Raw genomic sequence first — 20,633 nt, 5'->3', positions numbered from 1 at the left:
ACCGTCGATGTCGCCTCCCGAGGTTGCATCCGAGGGCTGCGCCGTTATCCTGCGACTAAGCGGCCGCTTAGCGGTGGCTGTCCAGCGGCGGACAAGGAGACGGTGTGGTGGAGTCGTTCAAGGATCGCGTTGCCCTGGTCACCGGGGCCAGCCGGGGGATCGGGCTGGCCATCGCGAAGGGGCTTGTCGAGCGCGGGGCCAAGGTGGTCATCACGGCGCGCAAGCCGGAGCCGCTCGCCGAGGCCGTCGAGTTGCTCGGCGGGCCGGACGTCGCGGTCGCGGTGCCCGGCAAGGCCGACGACGCCGCGCACCAGCAGGAGGCGGTCGCCGCCGCGGTCGAGAGGTTCGGCAGTCTCGACATGCTGGTCAACAACACCGGCATCAACCCGGTTTATGGCCCGATGGTGGACATCGACCCGGCCGCGGCGGCCAAGATCTTCGCGGTGAACGTGGTCGCGCCGCTGTCGTGGATCCGCGTCGCGCGGGACGCGTGGATGGGCGAGCACGGCGGGTCGGTGGTCAACGTCGCCTCGATCGCGGGCATCCGCACCTCGCCGGGCATCGGCATGTACGGCGTCAGCAAGGCCGCGCTGATCCGGCTCACTCAGGAGCTCGGCGGCGAACTCGGCCCGAAGATCCGGGTGAACGCGGTGGCTCCGGCGGTGGTCAAGACGCAGTTCGCGACCGCGCTTTACGAGGGGCGCGAGGAAGAGGTCGCGGCGTCGTATCCGCTGAAGCGGCTCGGCGTGCCGGAGGACATCGCGGGTGCGGTGGCGTTCCTGCTGTCCAGCGAAGCGGGCTGGATGACCGGGCAGACGGTCGTTCTCGACGGTGGCGTGACGCTCGGCGGCGGCCTGTGAGCGCCGGGGTCGTCATCACCGGCGGTGGTGGCGGGATCGGAGCGGCGCTGGCACGTCGGTTCGCCGCGGACGGTGCCCGCATTGTCGTCGCGGACCTCGACGGCGACCGCGCGGCCGAGGTCGCGGCGGAGGTCGGCGGCACGGCGTTCGCCGGGGACGTGGCAAGCGAATCCGGCGTGGCGGACCTGATCACGGCCGCCCGCGAAACGCTGGGCGAGATCGACGTTTTCTGTGCCAACGCCGGGGTAGCGCCGTTCGGCGACGCCAACGCGGACGAGGATGCGTGGTCGCTGGCGTGGGACGTCAACGTGATGGCGCACGTCCGCGCGGCCCGGTTGCTGCTGCCGGCGTGGCTGGAGCGCGGCGAGGGCCGGTTCGTCGCGACGGTGTCCGCGGCGGGCGTGCTCACCAGCCTCGGCTCGGCGCCGTATTCGGTGACCAAGCACGGTGCGCTGGCGTTCGCGGAATGGCTGTCGGCCACGTACCGGCACCGCGGGATCAGCGTGCAGGCGATCTGCCCGCAGGGCGTGCGCACCGCGATGCTGGAGGAGACCGGCGAACGCGGCAAACTGCTGATGGGCGCGTCCGCGATCGACCCGCCGCAGGTGGCCGACGCGCTGTTCGCCGCCATCGCCGAGAACCGGTTCCTGGTGCTGCCGCACGCCGAGGTCGCCGAGTTCTATGCCTTGCGCGCCACCCAAACCGACCGCTGGCTCGGCGGGATGAACAAGCTGCAGCGGAAAATGGAGGAACTGCCCGGCGACGCGTGACCCCGATATTCTCCTCGCGGCGGCACGGAGCCGCAGGGGAGAACAGGGAGCCGGAATGACCGCACCCGCGCGGGCCGACGTGTCGCGCATCGCCACCGCCAGTTTCATCGGCACCGCCACCCGAGTTCTACGATTTCTACATTTACGAAAACCGCGGCGGCGCTGGTGTTCGGGAAGGTGTTCTTCCCGACGTTCTCCTCGACCGCCGGGGTGCTGGCCTCGCTCGGCACCTTCGCGGTCGGGTTCGTCGCGCGCCCGGTCGGCGCGGTCCTTTTCGGACACTGGGGCGACCGGATCGGCCGCAAGTCCATGCTGGTCACGTCCCTGCTGGTGATGGGACTGTCCACAGTGGCCGTCGGACTGGTCCCGGGATACGGCACCCTCGGCCTCTGGTCGCCGATCCTGCTGGTGGTACTGCGTTTCGTGCAAGGCATCGGCCTCGGCGGCGAATGGGGCGGCGCGGTGCTGATGTCGACCGAGTACGCGCCGCCGGGCAAACGCGGGCTGTACTCCGCGTTCCCGCAGCTCGGCCCGGCCATCGGATTCGTGCTGGGCAACCTGCTGTTCCTGGTGCTGGACGCGGTGCTCCCTCCCGCTGAGTTCTTGTCCTGGGGCTGGCGGCTGCCGTTCTTGTTCTCCGCGGTGTTGCTGGCAGTCGGCTTCTACATCCGGATCAAGATCGCCGAGACGCCGGTTTTCCAAGCTGCTTTGGACAAGGCCGAACAGGCGAAAGTCCCGTTGTTCGAACTGCTTCGGAAACAGCCGCGAGTTCTGGTGCTGTCGACGCTGTCGTTCGTGCTCGCGCACGCGCTTTTCTATACGGTGACGACTTTCTGCCTTTCACTGGCGACGACGACTCTCGGCATCCCGCGCAAGACTGTCCTGATCGGCCTGCTCATCGCGGCCACGGTGATGGGCGTGGCGACGCTGGTGTTCGCGATGAAGTCCGACCAGTGGGGCCGCCGACGGCTGAGCGCGGCGGCCGCGGTTTCCGTTGTGGCGTGGGCGTTTCCGCTGTTCGCTCTGCTGCAGACGGGAAACCCGGTGTTGCTGACGCTCGGCTTTGTCGGCGGCTTGGCGTGTTTCGCGATGCTGTACGGGCCGATGGGCGCGTTCCTGCCGGAGCTGTTCCGGGTGCGGTACCGGTATTCCGGTGCGTCCATCGCGTACAGCGTGGCGGGGGTGATCGGCGGCGGGGTGGTGCCGTTGATCTCGACGAACCTGTGGGCGTCGACCGGTTCGACGGTGCCGGTTTCGCTGGTGCTGGTGGCGCTCGGGGTGCTGAGCTTCGCGTGCGTGCTGAGCCTGCCGGAAACCCGGGACCACGACTTCTCCGACGGGCTCGGCGAGGGGACCGCCGCCGGCCGGTCCTGACTTTCGGACCCACCCGGGCGGGGGATAAACCCGGCGCGACGCACCGTTTCCCGCTCGGTGCGCCGTTCGGGCTGCGGCTCTTGACACGCCGATTTGGTCTAGTCCAGTGTGTGACGGCACCCTTCCGGGTGCACTCCTCCCGGGTTGATCCCGCCGCCTCAAACCGGAGGTGTTCCGTGGCGCCCGTGGGAGGAACACGATGAAATCAGTGCGTCGGCTGGCCGCGCTCGCGGCGGCGGCAGGGGCGGCTCTCGCGACCGCGGCCGGGGTGGCCACGGCCGCACCCGCGTCCGCCCCGCAGCTCGCGGCGGCTCCGGACCCGGTTCTCGCTTCGCCGTACCTGTACCAGTGGGCGGGGCAGACCAGCGCGTCGGCGGCGATGTCCGCGACCGGGATCAAGACGTTCACGCTCGCGTTCATGCTGTCGGACGGCTCGTGCAACCCGAAGTGGGACGGCGACCGCTCGCTGACCGGCTCGGACAAAACCCTGATCAAGAGCATCCGCGACGCGGGCGGCGACGTCATCCCGTCCTTCGGCGGCTGGTCCGGCACGAAACTGGGCGCGAAATGCTCGTCGGCCAGCGCGCTCGCGGGGGCGTACCAGAAGGTGATCGACGCGTACGGGCTCAAGGCGATCGACCTCGACATCGAGAACACCGACGAGTTCGAGAACGCGACGGTGCAGGATCGGATCCTGAACGCGGTCAAGATCACGAAGCAGAAGAACCCGGGCGTGCGCGTCGTGATCACCATCGGGACCGAGACGTCCGGCCCGAACGACTGGGGCAAGCGGCTGATCAAGCAGGCGAAGGCGATCGGCGCGCCGGTGGACGTGTGGTCGGTGATGCCGTTCGACTTCTCCAGCGGCGGCGACATGGCGGGCAAGACGAAGTCCGCGGTGGACGGTCTCGCGGGACAGCTGAAGTCGACGTTCGGCTGGGACAGCGCCACGGCGTACCGGCACGCGGGCCTGTCGTCGATGAACGGCAAGACGGACAACGCCGGCGAGGTCGTCTCGGTGGCCGACTTCACCGCGATCCGCGACTACGCGACCAGCCACCACTTGGGCCGGTTCACCTTCTGGGCGACCAACCGGGACTGCTCGGGCGGCGGGGAGTGCAGCGGAATCTCGCAGCCGAAGTACGCGTTCACGAAGATCGTGGCCGGATACCACGGCTGACCGGGTCCGGCCTGAGCCCGGGCTGCACTTGGCTTGGCCGGTGTGAGCCTGGGTTCGAGTCCGAGCTTGGCGACGAGGCCGCCGTTCCGAGGGGCGCGGCCTCGTCGCCAGCTGCTGTGCGTCCGGTGCCGCGGCAGGGGAAAGCTGGCAGCGGCGGGTTCCGGCACGGTCGCTTCGTGACCGGGCGGAGCCGGTCTTGGTCAGGCAGGGTGGCGGGTGGGCGGCGTTCCGCGCGGTCGCCTAGCCCGGTTGCCCGCGACGGCTGCCTGCTTCCGCCGAGCGGCCACAGCTTCATGACGGCGCGCGTGGACTTGATCGCGGTTGTCTTCGACATGCGCGGCGCGGTCGATCGCGTGCCGCAGTCCCTGGGCGGCGGTCCAGGCCCGCCAATTGGCCTGCGTCGGCGGGGTTTCGGGATGGTCGAGGACGTTGAGCATCCAGGCCGCCCGCACGCGGGTTTCCGCTGACTCGCTCAGCGCGGCCTCGGCCAGAGCGGACCGCAGCCAAGGGCAGTCCAAGCGAAGTGCGAGCCGCGAGTAGTAACGGTCATATGCCTCCTGGCGGCGGTGGACCGCACCGGCGACCAGGTCGGCGAGTTCGTCCTCGAACGGGGCGAGCGACGGTGCGTCGCACAGGCCCCGCAGCAAGAATTTTTTGATGTTCCATACGGAATTGCGCGGCAGCCCCGGCGGCAAGAACACCGCTTTGGCGTGGTGGTTCTCCCACCGCGGCCAGGCGATCTGCTCTCTGCTGACCCGGCACGCATCGCGGCGAAGGGCGATCAGGTGCACCACCCGCCGGATCTCGGCGGCACTGGGCGCACGGCCGGTCCGGCGACGGTTTCGCACTGGCTCAGCATGGCACGCCGAGAGCGGCGCCGGACCGATGCGGACGTTCCCGTCGGCTGCCTGCTCGTCGGGGCGGAGTCGTGGGAGCGTCTCCGGAAGTCACGGTCTGGAGCGCTCAGGTTCGCCGGTTAGGTGTTCACGGGCTGAGACTGCGGCCACCAACATCAATTCCGGCGTCCGGCACTTGCGCCCTGGAAGCCCTGCCAGCTGTTCTCACTTAGCACTCAGCACCCGCCGCACGAAGTCCGTCTTCCGAGCCGTGTACTCCTCCCGATCAGGCACCTCCTCAGCCAGCCGCCGCTTCACCGAGGCGTACTCCGCCGCCAACCCAGGATCCGCCCGCAGCGCGTCCCGGAACTCCAGCTGCGCCTGCCACCTCGGATGTCCCTCCGGCAGCAGATGCAGATGCGCCACCCGATGCCGCCCCTCCGCATCGGGCAGCACGAAAAACCGTCGCCAAGGCGCCGCGACATCCAGTTCCGGCGGCACGAAACACCACCCGTCAGCGGAAAGCACCGGCACCACTGCCGAGACCGTCTCCGGTGACAGATCCCGCATCGAGGCCATCACATCGAGCACCGGTTTGGCCGCCAAACCGGGCACCGCCGTAGAGCCGACGTGCTCTGCCTTCCCCAGCGCGAGCCACGGCGCGAGCAGTCGCGCGAGCTCCGCGCACAATGCGGAGCCCCGCGACGCCCACGTCGGATCCGGGGGATGGATTTCCGGCCGCTCATAGGCCCAATCCGGGGTCTCGGACATACCGGCCACCGTGACCCCGGCCACCGACAAAAAACGTCAGGCAGGCAGATCCACCAGATCAGCCAGCCGAGCCCGATGCCGCCCCGGCGTGCCGAAAGCGATCTGATCGCTCTTGGCCCGTTTGAGATAAAGATGCGCCGGATGTTCCCACGTCATCCCGATCCCGCCGTGCAGCTGGACAGCCTCCTCGGCCGCGTGCACCGCGATCGGCGACACCCGCGCCTGCGCGACCGCCACCGCGATCGGCACGTCGTTCCCGGTCGCCAGCGCATCCGCCGCGTACCGAGCTGTCGCGCGTGCGTTCACCAGTTCCGTGTACAGGTTCGCCAACCGGTGCTTCAGCGACTGAAAACCCCCGACCGGGCGGCCGAACTGGTACCGCCCCTTCAGGTAAGTCACAGTCTCGGTCAACGCCCACTCAGCGATACCGGTCTGCTCCGAAGCCAGCAACCCAGCCGCGGTGGTCAACGCGGTCTCCAAAGCTTCCGCAGCAGCCGAGCCAGTGCAAATCACCTGTGCCGCAGCGGAATCCAGCGTCACGTCAGCAACCCGGCGCGTCAGGTCCAGCGACACAGCCTCAGTCACGGTCGCCGCCGAAGCGTCCACTGCGTAAAGCCCAGGGCCATCAGGACCGACAGCCGGAACCACCAGCAGATCCGCGACCGACGCATCGGCCACTGTGGACACTCGCCCGGTCAAGGTTCCGTCGAGAAAGGAAACCGTGGCGGGGAAAGCGGAACCCGGAGCAGCCGACAACGGCACCGCCAGCGCGCCGATCACCGAGCCGGAAGCGAGCTGGGGGAGCAGCTCCGAGCCCGCGGCCAGCAACGCGGCAGTCGCGAGCACGGCACTGCCCAGGTAAGGCACTGGCGCGACGCTCCGGCCCAGTTCCTCCATGACGACCGCGACCTCGCGCGTCGAAGCCCCGTGTCCGCCAAGGGATTCCGGCACCATGAGCCCGGCGGTCCCTAGGTCGGCGGCCAAGGTCTTCCACAGGGCGAGGTCGTACGGCGCGTCCGTCTCGACCCGCGCGAGCAGGGCGGCGGGCCCGGCGCGGTCGGTGAGCAGCGCCCTCACCGAGGACCGCAGGTCCTCTTCCACCTCCGAGTACAGCAGGTCCGGCGTGCTCATCGCGGCAGGTCCTTCCAGGCGACGTCCTTGTCCACCCGCGGCTCGGACGGCAGCCCCAGCACGCGTTCGGAGATGATGTTCCGCAGCACCTCCGAGGTACCGCCTTCGATCGAGTTCCCCTTGGCGCGCAAGTACCGGTACCCGGCGTCGCGGCCGAAGAAGTCGACCTGTTCCGGACGGCGCATCGTCCAGTCTTCGTAGCGCAGGCCCTCTTCGCCGAGCAGCTCCAGCTCCAGGCCGGACAGTTCCTGGTTCAGCTCGGCGAACGCCACCTTCATCGCCGAACCCTCCGGACCGGGCGCGCCGACGGCGAGCTGCTGCCGCTGCCGTTCTCCGGCCAGCCGCAGCGATTCGGCTTCGACCCAGTGCTGCACGAGCCGGTCGCGCAGTTCCGGCGTCCGCAGTTCGGGACGGTCCCGCCAGGTCTTCGCGACGAGCCCGATCATGCCGCCCTCGCGCGGCATCGCGGTGCCGCCGATCGCGACGCGCTCGTTCATCAGCGTCGTCTGCGCGACCTTCCAGCCCTCGCCGACCTCGCCGATCCGCTGCGCGTCCGGAATCCGCACCTCGGTCAGGAAGACCTCGTTGAACTCCGCCTCGCCGGTGATCTGCCGCAGCGGCCGGACCTCGACGCCGGGCGCGGTCATGTCGCACAGGAAGTACGTCATGCCCTGGTGCTTCGGCACGTCCGGGTCGGTGCGGGTGACGAGGATGGCCCACTGCGCGAGATGCGCGCTGGACGTCCACACCTTCTGCCCGGTCACGACCCAGTCGTCGCCGTCGCGGACCGCGCGCGTGGCCAGCGCGGCGAGGTCGGAGCCGGCGCCCGGTTCGCTGAACAGCTGGCACCACACCTCCTCGCCGGTCCACAGCGGACGGAGGTAGCGCTTCTTCTGCTCCTCGGTGCCGAACGCGAGGATCGTCGGCGCGGCCATGCCGAGCCCGATCAGGATCCGGCGCGGGTTGTTGTCCGGTGCGCCAGCGGCGGCGAAAGCGGCTTCGACCTCGCCCTGCAGCGCACGCGGAGCGCCCTGTCCGCCGAGGCCTTCGGGGAAGTGCACCCAGGCGAGCCCGGCGTCGAAGCGAGCCCGCAGGAAGTCCAAAGCGGACAGTTCAGCAGGGTCGTGCGCGGCGAGGAAAGCGGCGACCTGCGCCCGCAGTTCCTCGGCGGTCACTTGCCCGCCTCCGTCCGGTACTTCTTCAGCTCACGCCGCGCCAGCGAACGCTTGTGCACCTCGTCCGGACCGTCGGCGAGCCGCAGCGTGCGCACCCCGGCCCAGATCTCCGCCAGCGGGAAGTCCTGCGAAACGCCGCCCGCGCCGTGCGCCTGGATCGCCTTGTCCAGGATCCATTCGACGGCCAGCGGAGTGGAGATCTTGATCGCCTGGATCTCCGTGTGCGCGCCCTGGTTGCCGACGGTGTCCATCAGCCAGGCGGTCTTCAGCACCAGCAACCGCTGCTGCTCGATCCGCACGCGCGCCTCGGCGATCCAGTCCTGCACCACGCCCGAATCGGCGATCGGACGGCCGAAAGTCTCGCGCGACAGCGTGCGGCGGCACATCGCTTCCAGCGCCCGCTCCGCCATGCCGATCGCGCGCATGCAGTGGTGGATGCGGCCGGGGCCGAGGCGGGCCTGCGCGACGGCGAACCCGGAACCCTCGTCGGCGATCAGGTTCTCCGCGGGCACCCGCACGTCCTCGAACAGCACCTCGGCGTGCCCGCCGTGGTCGCCGTCGGTGTAGCCGAACACCTGCATGCCGCGCACGACGGTCAGGCCCGGAGTGTCGCGCGGGACCAGGATCATGCTCTGCTGCTTGTGCGCGGGCGCGTCCGGATCGGTCTTGCCCATGACGATGAAGATCTTGCAGTTCGGGTTCATCGCGCCGGTGATGTACCACTTGCGCCCGTTGATCACGTACTCGTCGCCCTCGCGGCGGATGCTCGTCGCGATGTTGCGCGCGTCCGACGACGCCACGTCGGGTTCGGTCATCGCGAACGCGGAGCGGATCTCCCCGGCCAGCAACGGTTCCAGCCACTGCTTCTTCTGCTGGTCGCTGCCGAACATGGTCAGCACTTCCATGTTCCCGGTGTCCGGCGCGGCGCAGTTCACCGCGGCGGGCGCGAGGTGCGGGCTGCGGCCGGTGATCTCGGCGAGCGGCGCGTACTGGAGGTTGGTCAGCCCCGCACCGTGATCTCCAGGAAGGAAGAAGTTCCACAGCCCGCGCTTGCGTGCTTCGGCCTTCAGCTCGTCGACGACCGGCGGCGGCGACCACGGGTCGGTGCGCGCGGCCAGCTGCTCGTGGAAGACAGCTTCGGCGGGGTAGACGTGCGAATCCATGAATTCGAGCAGCTGCCCGCGCAGTTCCTCGGTACGGGCGTCGAACGCGAAGTCCATCAGTTCTCCTTGGTGAGCGTCTTGCTGCCCTGCTCGATGAGGGGTGCGACGGCTGCGCCGATCTGGTCGAAGCCCTCGCCGACGGTTTTGCCTTGCTGGAAACGGAAGTAGATGCCCTCGAGGATCACCGCGAGCTTGAAGTACGCGAAGCTCACGTACCAGTTCAGCGCCGACAGATCTCGGCCGGAACGCTGCGCGTAGCGGGCGATCGTCTCGTCGGTGTCCGGGTAGCCCGGCGCGCTGCTGGCGTTGGACACCATCGGCAGCGAGAGCTGGTCCCGCTGCGCGTAGGTGATCATCAGGCCGAGGTCGGTGAGCGGGTCGCCGAGCGTGGACATCTCCCAGTCCAGCACCGCGGTGATCCGGTCCTCGCCGTCGACGAGCACGTTGTCCAGCCGGTAGTCGCCGTGCACGATGGCGGGCGGTCCGGACGCCGGGATCGCCGCGGCGAGCTGGTCGTGCAGCCGGTCCGCGCCGGGCAGGTCGCGGCTGCGCGAACCGTCGAGCTGCTTCTTCCACCGGCGCAGCTGGCGTTCCAGAAAGCCTTCCGGACGGCCGAAATCGCCGAGCCCGACCGCTTCCGGATCGACCGCGTGCAGGTCGACGAGCGTGTCCACCAGCGAATCGGCGATCGCCCTCGTCCGCTGCGGGCCGAGCTGCTCCAGCTCGTCGGCGGTCCGGTACGGCGTGCCCTCGACGAACTCCATCACGTAGAACTGCGCGCCGAGCACGTCCGCGTCCTCGCACAGCAGAACGGTTTCCGGCACCGGCACCGGAGTCCCGGCGAGCCCGCTCATCACGCGGAACTCGCGCCGCATGTCGTGCGCGGTCGGCAGCACGTGCCCGAGCGGCGGACGGCGCACGACGAAGCGCCGAGTGCCGTCGGTGACGAGATAGGTGAGGTTGGACCGCCCGCCCTGCACCACGTCCGCGGTGAGGGCGCCGGAGACGAGCCCGGGCCGCTCGCGGTCGAGATGGGCGCGCAGCCTCGCCAGATCGAGGCCGGGCGGGTCGGTTTCGGTCATCGGAAGGACTCCAGTTCGTGCGAGGTCGGCGATCGCCCCAATGCCACATTGGGTGCGTGGGACGCACCGAATGCCGCATTGGGTGCGTCAGATGCACCCAATGCCACATTGGGGCGCGGGCGGGCGGTCAAAGGATGAGCCGGGAAACCATCTCGGCGACGCAGGCGGGTTTGTCCTCGCCCTCGATCTCGACGGTCCAGCGCACGACGGCCTGCTTGCCGCCGGGCACGTCGGTCAGCTCGACCAGGTCGGCGGTCCCGCGCACCCGCGAGCCCACCTTCACCGGCTGCGGGAACCGCACCTTGTTGAGCCCGTAGTTGATGCCCATCTTCAGGCCGTCGACGCGGTAGATCTCCGGCAGGAACGCCGGGATCAGCGACAGCGTGAGGAACCCGTGCGCGATCGTCGTGCCGAACGGGCCCGCTGCGGCCTTTTCGGCGTCGAGATGGATCCACTGGTGGTCGCCCGTGGCGTCGGCGAACAGCTGCACCTGCTCCTGGCTGACGGTGTGCCATTCGCTCGTGCCCAAGGGCTTGCCGACTGCTTCGGCGAGTTCGGCGACGTCGGAGAACACGCGCATCGCGATCAGTCCTTCGGTCCGCCGGCGACGTAGATGACCTGGCCGGACACGAATCCCGCGCCCTCGCTGACCAGGAACGACGCGACGTTCGCGATGTCCTCGGGCGTGCCGACGCGCTGCACCGGGATCTGCGACGCGGCCGCGGCCTTGAAGTCCTCGAAGCTCATGCCGACGCGCTCGGCGGTCGCCGCGGTCATGTCGGTGGCGATGAACCCGGGCGCGATCGCGTTGGCGGTGACGCCGAACTTGCCCAGTTCGATCGCCAGCGTCTTGGTGAAGCCCTGCATGCCCGCCTTGGCCGCGGCGTAGTTGACCTGCCCGCGGTTGCCCAGCGCGGAGGTGCTGGACAGGTTGACGATCCGGCCCCACTTCTCCTGCGTCTGGTACTTCTGCACCTCGCGGGTCATCAGGAACGAACCGCGCAGGTGCACGTTCAGCACCGAGTCCCAGTCCTGTTCGGTCATCTTGAACAGCAGGTTGTCGCGGGTGATGCCGGCGTTGTTGATCAGCACGGTCGGCGCGCCGAGTTCCTCGGCCACGCGGGTCACCACGGCCTCGACCTGCCCGGCGTCGCTGACGTCCAGCGCGACGCCGACCGCCCGGCCGCCGTCGGCGACGATCGCCTCCGCCCCTTGCTTGACCCCGGCCTCGTCGAGGTCCAGCAGGCCGACGGCGAACCCGTCGGAAGCGAGGCGGCGGGCTACGGCGGCGCCGATGCCACGGCCGGCTCCGGTCACGATGGCCACACGGGAAGCGGTCACGGGGATCTCCTCATCGTCGGGGAAAGCCTGCTCGGCGCGTCCGGACAGGCTGGGGCACGCTCGGACTGCCTGCGCAGGATGCCACGGCGCGGCACCTGTCGCTGGCGGCTAAGCGTACGCTTATTACGCGGCGATCGCGAGCCCCTCGTCCGATCGGGGAGGAGTCAGCGGCGGCTTCGCGGCGGGGCGGCGAGCGCGGCCAGCGCGACGAGTTCAGTGAGGGCCATCCCGCGTTCGACGAGGCCCAGCGGGATCAGCAGCCACCAGCGTTGGTCAGTCAGCGCGGCGACCGCGACCGCGCCGAGGATCACCGCGAACCATGCCAGCGAGGCCACGGCGAGCGCGCGGGCGAGGAACCGGCGGCGCGGCGACTCCGGGAAGACCGTGCGCGCCGAGACGAGTACTGCGAGCGGAAGGCAGACGAAGGCGACGACGCTGGCGATCCGGTGCAGTGTGCCGCCTGCTCCGGAGGCTGCCGCGTTGGCCCAGTCGGTCTTCGGGAACGCGACGATCACCAGCAACCCGGCTGTCCAGAACGCTCCGAACACCGCGGCGAGGACCGGCAGGCGGCCTTGCAGACGCAGCACGGCGAACGCGACCGCCGAACCGGCCGCGACCAGCACGACAGCCAGGTCGAACACCCATTTGTGGTCCGACAGCCCGTATTCGCTGATGGTCCGCCAGGTCGCGCTGATCTCGTCGGTCGGCGGCACTACCTGCAACAACAGCATCAGCACGGCGCCGAGCGCGAGCGCGCCGATCCCGACCAGCGCGAGCAGGGCGGGACGGCGGTCGGCGGACACTGTTGTCATGTCCTCAGAGTGGCACGCGCCGGATATGTCCCCGGTGAGTCAGGCCGCCCGGCCGGACCCGGTGACCTGCGCGCGGACCGTGCGCAGCGCGTTGTGGTCCACAGTGGACGGTTCGGCGGACAGCCAGCCGCCGATCTCGTGCAGGAACTGCTCGGGCGTCATCGGCGGACCGGGTTCGCCGTCCGGTTCGGCGGTGGTGACCTCGCCGTCGCGGCTCGGGTAGACGATCATCGCGCCGCGCAGCGCGACGCCGGGCAACAGTTCGCGGTAGCGGTCGAGGCTTTCTTCCAGCTGGGTGCCGCCGCCCCGGAACGGGCGCCCGTTGCGCAGCAGCCGTCCGTCCTCGGCGGTTTCGTAGTGCCCGGGCAGCCACAGCTTCGACTCGACCAGCACCAGGCGTTTCCCGCACAGCACCGCGTGGTCGACGTCGGCGAACACCGAACCGGGCCACGCGAGACCGTGGAAGACGCGCGCGCCGGGCAGCCGGGTCAGATACCGCTCCAGCAGGTCGGCGGTGAGCCGTTCGGCCAGCTCGTCGGCTTCGGCGCCCGGGGAGCCGAAAACCGCACTGCCGCCGAATTCCTCGGCGAACTCGTGCCGGGCGCGACGCGCGGACAGATAGCCGCGAGCGAGCCGGTGCACGAGCAGCGCGGTGCCCGCGGTCAGCGCGAGCCAGACAATCAGCACCGGCGGAGTGAAGTCGATCCCGGCGAGCAGCGGCAACAGCACCAGCACCGTGCCGGCGACCGCCGCGACGACCGGCGTGTGCCCTGGCCCGCGCCGCCGCCCGTGCCGCATCCGCGGGTCGGCCGCGGCGAACGACCACCACTCCAGGCTTTCCGGGTCGATGTCCGGCGCTTCCGGGCGGTAGCCGGGCTGCTCGCCGAATCGCCGCCGGGGCCGGGGTTTGGGCACCGACGCGGCCGGGACGCCAGCGTCGTAACGAGCGCGTTCGTTGGGGTCGGCGAGGGTGTCGTAGGCCTCGCGCAAGAGCTGGAAGGTGCCGACCGTGCCGCCCGCGTCCGGGTGCAGCGTCTTGGCCAGCCGACGGTAGGCGGCCTTGATCTCCGTGGGGGACGCGGTTTTCCCCACGCCGAGTACCGCGTAGTAGTCGGGCACGGTTCGGGTTCCACCTCCGGACGGCTGCCCGCGCAACGATATGGGGTCGCCGGGGCGGGGTGCCAGCCGCCTCCGCGGCGCGCCGGAGTGAACGTGTTTCCGCTAGTTCCGGGCTAGCCACTCCTCGCGGCGAAGGGCGTACTCGACGGCGTGGCGGTCGTCGCCCGGCGCGAAGTAGTCGGGGTCGTCGGAGACGAAGTCGCGGATGTGCCGGAGCCCGATGGCGGCCATCGTCGCTTGGGAGGCTTTGTTGCCCACGGCCGTCCCGGCGAAGATGCGGTCGAGGCCGACGTCGCGGAATCCGTAACGGAGCAGTTCGAGCGAGCCTTCCTTGGCGAGACCTTTGCGCCAATGCCTGCGGAGCAGCCGGTATCCCAACTCGGCCTCTTTCGGCGCGTCGGCGGGGCGCAGGGCCCAGTAGCCGGCGAAATCGGCATCGAGGAAACCGGCCCAGCAACCCAGGCCCGGCGTGGTGTCCGCGAGCAGTTTCCGAAGCGCTTCAGCCGACTGCTCCCGGGTCCGCACGCCGCCGAGGTAACGCATCACCTCCGGGCCGGCGGAGAGTTCGATCTCGTGCTCGAGATGTCCGGCGGACAACGGGACCAGCCGGAGGCGCTCGGTGCGCAGTATCGGCGGGGACATCAGGCGAAGTTCCGGGCCAGCCAGTCTTCGCGGCCGACGGCGTACTCGACCGCGTGCAGGTCGGCGCCCGGTGCGAAGTGCTCGGGGTCGGCGACGAAGTCCCGCACGTGCCGGAGCCCGATCGAGGCCATCGTCGCCTGAGAGGCTTTGTTGCCCGCTGCGGTCCTGGCGTAGACGCGGTCGAGTCCTAGGTCGCGGAAACCGTGCCGGAGCATCTCGCCAGCACCCTCCTTGCCGAGTCCTTTGCGCCAAAACCCGGGAAGCATCCGGTATCCCAGCTCCGCCTCGTTCGGGGATTCGCCGGGGCGCAGGGACCAGAAACCGGCGAAAGCGCCGTCGACAAAACCGGCCCAGCAACCGAGGCCGCGACCGGCGTACGCGAGGGTTCGCCGAAGCTCGTCCGCTGACTGCTCCCGGGTCTGCACACCGGTCAGGTAGCGCATCACCTCCGGGTCGGCGGAGAGTTCGACCAGGTGCTCGAGATGTCCGGCGGACAACGGGGCCAGCCGGATGCGCTCGGTCTGCAAGATCGGTTGGGACATCAGGCGAACGCTCCCGGCCAAATGGACGACGAGAAGCAGTCTGGCAGCCGGGAGGGCCGCCCGTCAGCCGGTTTTCCGCCCGTCCGCGCAGGTTGCCGCGCCGCGCCGGGGTGCGGTGACTCCCGGTCAGCGGCGCCATCCGGCCGGAACGCCCGTTCCCGCCGTTGCGCGATCCTCGCGGCGGGCCCGCGCCCCACCGTCCCCTTCTCCCACTCCCGCACCGGTTTCGGCAACTTTCCGGACGCAGCCCTTCCGCACCCCGTTCATCTTATGTTAAGAAGCTTTACTAACTATTGGATGGAGGCACGACGTGAGCTCACCCACCCGCCCGGGGGACTCCGCGACCCTTCCGGGGAACGGTCTCGAACGCCGGATCGGGCCGCTGCAGGCGACCGCGATCAACATGACGCAGATGTGCGGGATCGGCCCGTTCGTCACCATCCCCGCGATGGTCGCGACCATGGGCGGCCCGCAGGCGATGTTCGGCTGGATCATCGGCGCGATCATCGCGCTCGCCGACGGGCTGGTGTGGGCCGAGCTGGGCGCGGCGCTGCCCGGGGCCGGCGGCACCTACATCTACCTGCGCGAAGCGTTCCAGTACCGCTCCGGGCGGCTGATGCCGTTCCTCTTCGCCTGGAGCGCGGTGCTGTTCATCCCGCTCATCATGTCCACCGGCATCATCGGGCTGGTCCAGTACCTGGGCTATCTGGTGCCGGGCGTGACCGACGCGGGCGGCGTCACCCCGCTGGGCAAGGTCATCGGCATCGGTCTCGTCGTGCTGATCGTGCTCGCGCTGTTCCGCCGGATCGGCCAGATCAGCAAGCTCACGACGGCGCTGTTCCTGATCATGCTGTTCGCCGTTCTCGCGGTGATCATCGCGGCCTTCACGCACTTCGACGCGCACCAGGCGTTCGACTTCACCCCGGGGGCGTTCGGCTCGGGCGGCGCGTTCTGGTCCGGTCTGGGCGCGGGCCTGGTCATCGCCGTTTACGACTACCTCGGCTACAACACGAGCGCGTACCTCGGCGGCGAGGTCCGGAACCCGGGCCGCACGCTCCCGCGCTCGATCATCTTCTCCATTCTCGGCATCATGACGCTCTACTTCCTGCTGCAGGTCGGCGTTCTCGGCTCGCAGCCGTTGGAGTCGATCAAGAACGCGACGTCGGTGGCGTCGTCGGTGCTGGAGCAGGCGTGGGGTTCGGTGACCGCCAAGATCATCACCGTCTTCATCGTGATCGCCGCGGTCGGTTCGGTGTTCGCCGGTCTGCTCGGCGGGTCGCGGGTGCCGTTCGAAGCCGCGCGCGACAAGGTGTTCCTGCCGGTGTTCGGCAAACTGCACCCGAAGCTGAACCTCCCGACCGCGGGCGTGCTCGCGATGGGCGCGATCACCGCGATCGGCTCGCTGTTCACCTTGACTGACGTGATCAACGCGGCGGTCACCGTGCTGGTGATCATCCAGTCGCTCGCGCAGGTCGCGGCGATCGTCGTGCTGCGCCGCCGGCAGCCGCACCTCAAGCGGCCGTACCGGCAGGTGCTGTACCCGGTGCCGACGATCATCGCGTGCATCGGCTGGGTCTACGTGTACATATCGGCGAGCTGGCTTTCGATCTGGCTGTCGATCGGCTGGATCGTTCTCGGGGTCATCGCCTTCCTGGTCTATGCATCGAAGGAAAAGGTGTGGCCGTTCGGTCCCAAGGAAATCCGCGAGGCGTTCGCGGCCCAGCCGATCTCGGGGGTGGAGTCGTGAAGAAACCGCTGATCGCGGGGATCGCCGCGCTGGTCCTCCTCCCCGGCATAGTCACGGCCACTGCTTCGGCGCAGCAACCGGAAGCGGCGGCATCCCGTCCGCAGGGCCCGTCGACGATCGGGCTCGGCGGCTGGCAGGTGCTGACGACCGCGCAGGTCAAGGACGACGGCACGGCGGTGTCGAAGCCCGGCTACCCGACGCACGGCTGGCTCAAGGTGAAGCCGGACGACGCGGGCGCGCCGGGCACCGAGATCAACGCGCTGGTGCAAAACGGCAAGTGCCCCAATGTTTTCTACTCCGACAACATGCGCACATGCTTCGGCTACCAGTCGAAGCGCGGGCCGGTCACCACGAAGCAGTTCAAGGACCCGTGGTGGTTCCGCACCGATTTCGACCCCGGTTTCCGGCCGGGCAAGAACGCGAAGCTGACCGTCCCGGGCGTCGTCGGCGAGGGCGACGTGTGGGTGAACGGCACGCTCGTCGCGGGCAAGGACGTGGTGAGCGGCGCGTACGCGGGCCACACCTTCGACGTCACGAAGTTCCTGCGGCCGGGCAAGAACACGCTCGCGGTCAAGATGTACCCGAACGACCCGAATTCGATGTACACGCTCGACCAGGCAGACTGGGCGCAGATCGTGCCGGACAACAACACCGGCCTGCAGTACCCGCCCACGCTGCAGCTGTCGGACGCGCTGAGCGGCGACAACGCGCACGTCGTGCAGGACAACGCGGCGGATCTGTCGACGTCCTCGCTGACCGCGAAGGTCGACGTCACCAATGACGCGGGCTCGCCGCAGACCGGCGAGGTCGCCGCGACGGTGACGCCGCCGGGCCGCGGCGCGCCGATCGTGGTGAAGCAGAACGTCACGATTCCCGCGCACGCCAAGCAAACCGTGACGTTCACGCCGGCGAAGTTCCCGCAGTTGAAGATCGTCAAGCCGCAAGTGTGGTGGCCGTACTCAATGGGTGCACAGCCGTTGTACACCTTGGGTACGACAGTTTCGCAGGGCGGCGTGGTGTCGACTTCGTCGTCGGACACGTTCGGCATCCGGACCGTGACGTCGAAGCTGATCGGCAAGTCCCCGGCACTGCCGGACGGCGCGCGGAAGTTCGCGGTCAACGGCCGCGACTTCGTGTTCCGCGGCGGCGGTTTCGCGCCGGACCTGTTCCTGCGTTACGACAAGGCCGACATCGCGCACCAGCTAGCGCTGATCAAGAACCTGGGGCTGTCCGGCGTCCGGCTCGAGGGCCACGACATGCCCGCGGACTTCTACGAGCAGGCCGACCGCGCCGGACTGCTGGTGCTCGGCGGATTCCTCTGCTGCGACGCCTGGCAGCCGGAGCATCCGGAGAAACTGACCGACCGCGACTACCGGATCATGCACGATTCCGCGTACTCGATCGCGCAGCGCGAACGCAGCCACCCCAGCGTGATCACCTACGGCTGGAGCGACAACGAGCCGATCCCGCGGCAGGAGACCGAGACGCTGAGCGCGTTCAAGGCAGCCGACTGGGACGTGCCGGTGATCGCGTCGGCGGAGTACAAGAGCACCAAGACGCTCGGCCCGTCAGGGGAGAAGGAAGGCCCCTACGACTGGGTCCCGCCGACCTATTGGTACGACTCGTCGACCTTCGACAAGACCGACCCGAGCCGCACGAACGCAGGCGGGGCCTGGGGTTTCGCGAGCGAGCAGAGCGCCGGGCACACCGTGCCGACGCTGGACTCGATCCGGCGGTTCCTGTCGCCGGAGGAGCAGGCGAAGCTGTGGCAGGACCCGGCGTACAACCAGTACCACGCGAACTACGAGTCCGGGCACGGCGGCTACAAGTTCGGCACGCTGTACACCTTGGACGAGTCGATCGCCCGCCGGTACGGGAAATGGGATTCGCTGGAGTCCTATGTGGAGTCCGCACAGATCGCGAACTACGAGAACACCCGTTCCCAGTTCGAGGCGTTCCTCGCGCACGCCAACGACAAGAAGAACCCGTCGACCGGCGTCGTGTACTGGCAGCTGAACAAGGGCTGGCCGACGCTGCTGTGGTCGCTGTACAACAACGACGGCGACCAGCCGGGCGCATACTTCGGCGCGCAGAAGGCGAATAAGCCGCTGCACGCGCTGTACACCTACGACACCGGCACTGTCGCGCTGTCCAACCTGGGCGCGCGGCAGAACGGGATTTCCGTGCAGGCCAAGGTGTACGACACCGCGGGCAAGGTACTCGACGACCAGACCGCTCCGGCGGTTTCGCTGGACAGCCAGGGCGTCGCGACCGGCTTGCTGAAGCCGAAGGTCCCGGCTGAGACGAAGGCGCCGGCGAAGGCGCAGGTGTACTTCGTGGAGTTGCAGGTGCGGCAGGCCGGGAAGGTTGTGGACCGGAACGTCTACTGGATGTCGACGCAGAAGGACGTCGTGGACTGGGCGAAGACGCTGCAGAACCCGCAGGCGACGATGAGCCAGTACGGCGATCTGACCGCACTTCGCGACCTGCCGAAGTCGCAGGTGAACGTGACTGCGTCGACGCGCCCCTCGCGTGGCCCGGACGGCACGGACACCGCGACGACGGTCACCGTCACCAATACGTCGAAGGCCTCCGCGGTCAGTTTCTTCCTGCGCGCGGACCTGCGCCGCTCTACCGACGGTTCTCAGCTGCCAGCTGCGACCTGGGACGACAACGACATCACGTTGTGGCCGGGCCAGTCGCAGACGCTGACCGTCCGCTACCGGGCCGCCGACCTCCACGGCGCCGGCCCGACCGTCAGCGTCGACGGGTTCAACACCGGCCGGGTCGTGGTGCCGGCCGGTCCGCACCGGGACAGCCAGGGCGCTGTCCCGCCGGTCATCGAGGGGACCCGCGAGTGACATCGGAAGACCTGATCCTGGGCATCGACTTCGGCGGCACGAAAGTGGCGCTGGGTCTGTCCGACCGGACCGGCACGCTGCGGGCGACCCGCCGCCTGGACACCGACGCCGAAGCGGGCGCCGAACAGGTGGTCGCCCGGGCGCTGGCCGCCGCTGTCGAGCTGGCTTCCGGTGCTCAGCCCGCCGCGATCGGCGTAGTGAGCCCGGGAATCGTGCTGCCGGACCGGATCCTGCTGGCCCCGAACGTGCCCGGCTGGGAAGAACTCCACCTGGCCGAACTGGTGTCAGCAGCCTTCCCCGCTGTTCCGGTCGCGGTTGGCACCGACGCGAAAGCCGCCGCCCTGGCCGAATGGACCTGGGGCACCCTGGCCGGCGCCGACCCCGCGGTATTCCTGTCGCTAGGCACCGGCATCGCCGCCGCAGTCCTGGTCGGCGGCCGCCTGCTGACCGGCGCCAACGGGGCGGCCGGGGAGATCGGGTACAACCTGCGCACCCCGCAAGACACTGACGGTTTCGCCGGCGGAGCGGCGCCGCTGGAGGAAGCCGTCGGAGGCCGGTGGCTGGGCACGCGGGCAACCGCGCTGCTCGGCCGCCCGGTCACGGCGGGGGAGTTGTTCGCGCTGGCGCGGGAAAACACCGAGGCCAAGGAGCTGGTCACTTCGGCTTTGGACGAGCTTTCGATGCACGTGGCGAACCTGGCGATCGCCTTCGATCCCTCGCGGATCGCCGTTGGTGGTGGGTTGGTTCGGTCGGCTGATGTGCTTTTGCCTGCCCTGAGGGAACGTTTGGCGGCTGCGGTGCCGTTCCCGCCGGAGTTAGTGCCTGCGCGGTTCGACCAGGACGCTGCGTTGCTGGGCGCGGTGGCGCTGGCGCTGCGCGCAGAGTGAGACTCCGTGACCGGCGGGGTTGTTGGGACGCTTCGCCGGTCACGGGTACCAAGTTTTGACGGGACCGCGGGTCCCGATCAGGCCGTCCGTGAGGGCCGCCCTGAGGGAATCTGATTCCGTCAGGGTTCCCCTCACGGACCTGAGTCCGGCAGGCTGCGGGTGCGCGTCTCCCTCCGCCGCCCTTCCTGCGCCATCTTTCCTGGCTCGCCCAGGCCTCTGACTTGCCAGATCTCTTCTCGCACCTCTCTCATCCGTCTCCCTCCGCACCCGCGGCCCCTTCCCCTCCGTCTCCCTGGCCAGCAAAAACACCCCGCTAGATCCAACCTGGCACCCTCGCGCA

General features: G+C 69.3%; 19 protein-coding genes. 7 read left to right on the top strand and 12 right to left on the bottom strand.

Annotated elements, in window-relative coordinates:
* Positions 1-107 precede the first annotated feature (107 nt).
* The 4 genes from ACFORO_RS01710 to ACFORO_RS01695 all read left to right on the top strand — a co-directional run bounded on the left by ACFORO_RS01710 (position 108) and on the right by ACFORO_RS01695 (position 4,184).
* The gene (locus ACFORO_RS01710) at positions 108-860 is read left to right on the top strand and encodes an SDR family oxidoreductase (protein ID WP_377868982.1); all 753 of its coding nucleotides are present in this window, start codon (positions 108-110) and stop codon (positions 858-860) included.
* Positions 857-1,630, top strand: coding sequence for an SDR family oxidoreductase (locus ACFORO_RS01705; protein WP_377868933.1), 774 nt, complete (start codon positions 857-859; stop codon positions 1,628-1,630). The genes ACFORO_RS01710 and ACFORO_RS01705 overlap by 4 nt, the downstream gene beginning before the upstream one ends.
* 165 nt (positions 1,631-1,795) lie before the next feature.
* The gene (locus ACFORO_RS01700; protein ID WP_446681584.1) at positions 1,796-3,004 is read left to right on the top strand and encodes an MFS transporter; all 1,209 of its coding nucleotides are present in this window, start codon (positions 1,796-1,798) and stop codon (positions 3,002-3,004) included.
* 199 nt (positions 3,005-3,203) lie between these two features.
* Complete coding sequence (locus ACFORO_RS01695) at positions 3,204-4,184, top strand: chitinase (protein ID WP_377868934.1); 981 nt, start codon at positions 3,204-3,206, stop codon at positions 4,182-4,184.
* A gap of 200 nt (positions 4,185-4,384) precedes the next feature.
* On the opposite strand, the gene ACFORO_RS01690 is transcribed toward ACFORO_RS01695, so the two are convergent.
* The 12 genes from ACFORO_RS01690 to ACFORO_RS01635 all read right to left on the bottom strand — a co-directional run bounded on the left by ACFORO_RS01690 (position 4,385) and on the right by ACFORO_RS01635 (position 14,798).
* Positions 4,385-5,032 (bottom strand): hypothetical protein, encoded by a 648-nt coding sequence (locus ACFORO_RS01690; RefSeq protein ID WP_377868935.1) that lies wholly within the window; start codon positions 5,030-5,032, stop codon positions 4,385-4,387.
* Positions 5,033-5,245: 213 nt separating this feature from the next.
* Positions 5,246-5,791 carry a GrpB family protein gene (locus ACFORO_RS01685; RefSeq protein ID WP_377868936.1) on the bottom strand — a complete coding sequence of 182 codons (546 nt, stop codon included), beginning with the start codon at positions 5,789-5,791 and terminating at the stop codon, positions 5,246-5,248.
* Between the two features lie 36 nt (positions 5,792-5,827).
* Positions 5,828-6,922, bottom strand: a complete 1,095-nt coding sequence (locus ACFORO_RS01680) for an acyl-CoA dehydrogenase family protein (protein ID WP_377868937.1) — start codon at positions 6,920-6,922, stop codon at positions 5,828-5,830.
* Complete coding sequence (locus ACFORO_RS01675; protein ID WP_377868938.1) at positions 6,919-8,097, bottom strand: acyl-CoA dehydrogenase family protein; 1,179 nt, start codon at positions 8,095-8,097, stop codon at positions 6,919-6,921. Before ACFORO_RS01675 ends, ACFORO_RS01680 begins: the two co-directional genes overlap by 4 nt.
* Positions 8,094-9,317 (bottom strand): acyl-CoA dehydrogenase family protein, encoded by a 1,224-nt coding sequence (locus ACFORO_RS01670; protein WP_377868939.1) that lies wholly within the window; start codon positions 9,315-9,317, stop codon positions 8,094-8,096. The genes ACFORO_RS01675 and ACFORO_RS01670 overlap by 4 nt, the downstream gene beginning before the upstream one ends.
* On the bottom strand, positions 9,317-10,342 hold the full coding sequence (locus ACFORO_RS01665) for a phosphotransferase family protein (RefSeq protein ID WP_377868940.1): 1,026 nt from the start codon (positions 10,340-10,342) through the stop codon (positions 9,317-9,319). The genes ACFORO_RS01670 and ACFORO_RS01665 overlap by 1 nt, the downstream gene beginning before the upstream one ends.
* Positions 10,343-10,469: 127 nt before the next feature.
* Positions 10,470-10,922, bottom strand: coding sequence for a MaoC family dehydratase (locus ACFORO_RS01660; protein WP_116203019.1), 453 nt, complete (start codon positions 10,920-10,922; stop codon positions 10,470-10,472).
* 5 nt (positions 10,923-10,927) lie between these two features.
* Positions 10,928-11,683, bottom strand: coding sequence for a 3-oxoacyl-ACP reductase FabG (fabG, locus tag ACFORO_RS01655; RefSeq protein ID WP_377868941.1), 756 nt, complete (start codon positions 11,681-11,683; stop codon positions 10,928-10,930).
* Positions 11,684-11,847: 164 nt separating this feature from the next.
* Positions 11,848-12,495 carry a DUF998 domain-containing protein gene (locus tag ACFORO_RS01650; RefSeq protein ID WP_377868942.1) on the bottom strand — a complete coding sequence of 216 codons (648 nt, stop codon included), beginning with the start codon at positions 12,493-12,495 and terminating at the stop codon, positions 11,848-11,850.
* 39 nt (positions 12,496-12,534) lie between these two features.
* Positions 12,535-13,614: a J domain-containing protein gene (locus ACFORO_RS01645; RefSeq protein ID WP_377868943.1), complete on the bottom strand. Its 1,080-nt coding sequence runs from the start codon at positions 13,612-13,614 to the stop codon at positions 12,535-12,537.
* 102 nt (positions 13,615-13,716) lie between these two features.
* Positions 13,717-14,256, bottom strand: a complete 540-nt coding sequence (locus ACFORO_RS01640) for a GNAT family N-acetyltransferase (RefSeq protein ID WP_377868944.1) — start codon at positions 14,254-14,256, stop codon at positions 13,717-13,719.
* The gene (locus ACFORO_RS01635; RefSeq protein WP_377868945.1) at positions 14,256-14,798 is read right to left on the bottom strand and encodes a GNAT family N-acetyltransferase; all 543 of its coding nucleotides are present in this window, start codon (positions 14,796-14,798) and stop codon (positions 14,256-14,258) included. The genes ACFORO_RS01640 and ACFORO_RS01635 overlap by 1 nt, the downstream gene beginning before the upstream one ends.
* A gap of 310 nt (positions 14,799-15,108) precedes the next feature.
* On the opposite strand from ACFORO_RS01635, the gene ACFORO_RS01630 reads away from it, so the two are divergent.
* The 3 genes from ACFORO_RS01630 to ACFORO_RS01620 are packed head-to-tail and all read left to right on the top strand — an operon-like array spanning position 15,109 to position 20,293.
* Positions 15,109-16,545, top strand: a complete 1,437-nt coding sequence (locus tag ACFORO_RS01630; RefSeq protein ID WP_377868946.1) for an APC family permease — start codon at positions 15,109-15,111, stop codon at positions 16,543-16,545.
* Positions 16,542-19,406 (top strand): glycosyl hydrolase 2 galactose-binding domain-containing protein, encoded by a 2,865-nt coding sequence (locus ACFORO_RS01625; RefSeq protein ID WP_377868947.1) that lies wholly within the window; start codon positions 16,542-16,544, stop codon positions 19,404-19,406. Before ACFORO_RS01630 ends, ACFORO_RS01625 begins: the two co-directional genes overlap by 4 nt.
* Entirely contained in the window at positions 19,403-20,293 is an 891-nt protein-coding gene (locus tag ACFORO_RS01620; RefSeq protein ID WP_377868948.1) for an ROK family protein, read from the top strand. The genes ACFORO_RS01625 and ACFORO_RS01620 overlap by 4 nt, the downstream gene beginning before the upstream one ends.
* Positions 20,294-20,633 lie beyond the last annotated feature (340 nt).

Source organism: Amycolatopsis halotolerans, from assembly GCF_042647905.1.
GTDB lineage: Bacteria > Actinomycetota > Actinomycetes > Mycobacteriales > Pseudonocardiaceae > Amycolatopsis > Amycolatopsis halotolerans.
This window is presented reverse-complemented; position numbering and strand designations above follow the sequence as displayed.

Coding starts and splice junctions, on each gene's coding strand:
- ACFORO_RS01665 (WP_377868940.1), bottom strand. CDS start 10,342: ATGACCGAAACCGACCCGCCCGGCCTCGATCTGGCGAGGCTGCGCGCC.
- ACFORO_RS01695 (WP_377868934.1), top strand. CDS start 3,204: ATGAAATCAGTGCGTCGGCTGGCCGCGCTCGCGGCGGCGGCAGGGGCG.
- ACFORO_RS01685 (WP_377868936.1), bottom strand. CDS start 5,791: ATGTCCGAGACCCCGGATTGGGCCTATGAGCGGCCGGAAATCCATCCC.
- ACFORO_RS01680 (WP_377868937.1), bottom strand. CDS start 6,922: ATGAGCACGCCGGACCTGCTGTACTCGGAGGTGGAAGAGGACCTGCGG.
- ACFORO_RS01670 (WP_377868939.1), bottom strand. CDS start 9,317: ATGGACTTCGCGTTCGACGCCCGTACCGAGGAACTGCGCGGGCAGCTG.
- ACFORO_RS01640 (WP_377868944.1), bottom strand. CDS start 14,256: ATGTCCCCGCCGATACTGCGCACCGAGCGCCTCCGGCTGGTCCCGTTG.
- ACFORO_RS01650 (WP_377868942.1), bottom strand. CDS start 12,495: ATGACAACAGTGTCCGCCGACCGCCGTCCCGCCCTGCTCGCGCTGGTC.
- ACFORO_RS01660 (WP_116203019.1), bottom strand. CDS start 10,922: ATGCGCGTGTTCTCCGACGTCGCCGAACTCGCCGAAGCAGTCGGCAAG.
- ACFORO_RS01635 (WP_377868945.1), bottom strand. CDS start 14,798: ATGTCCCAACCGATCTTGCAGACCGAGCGCATCCGGCTGGCCCCGTTG.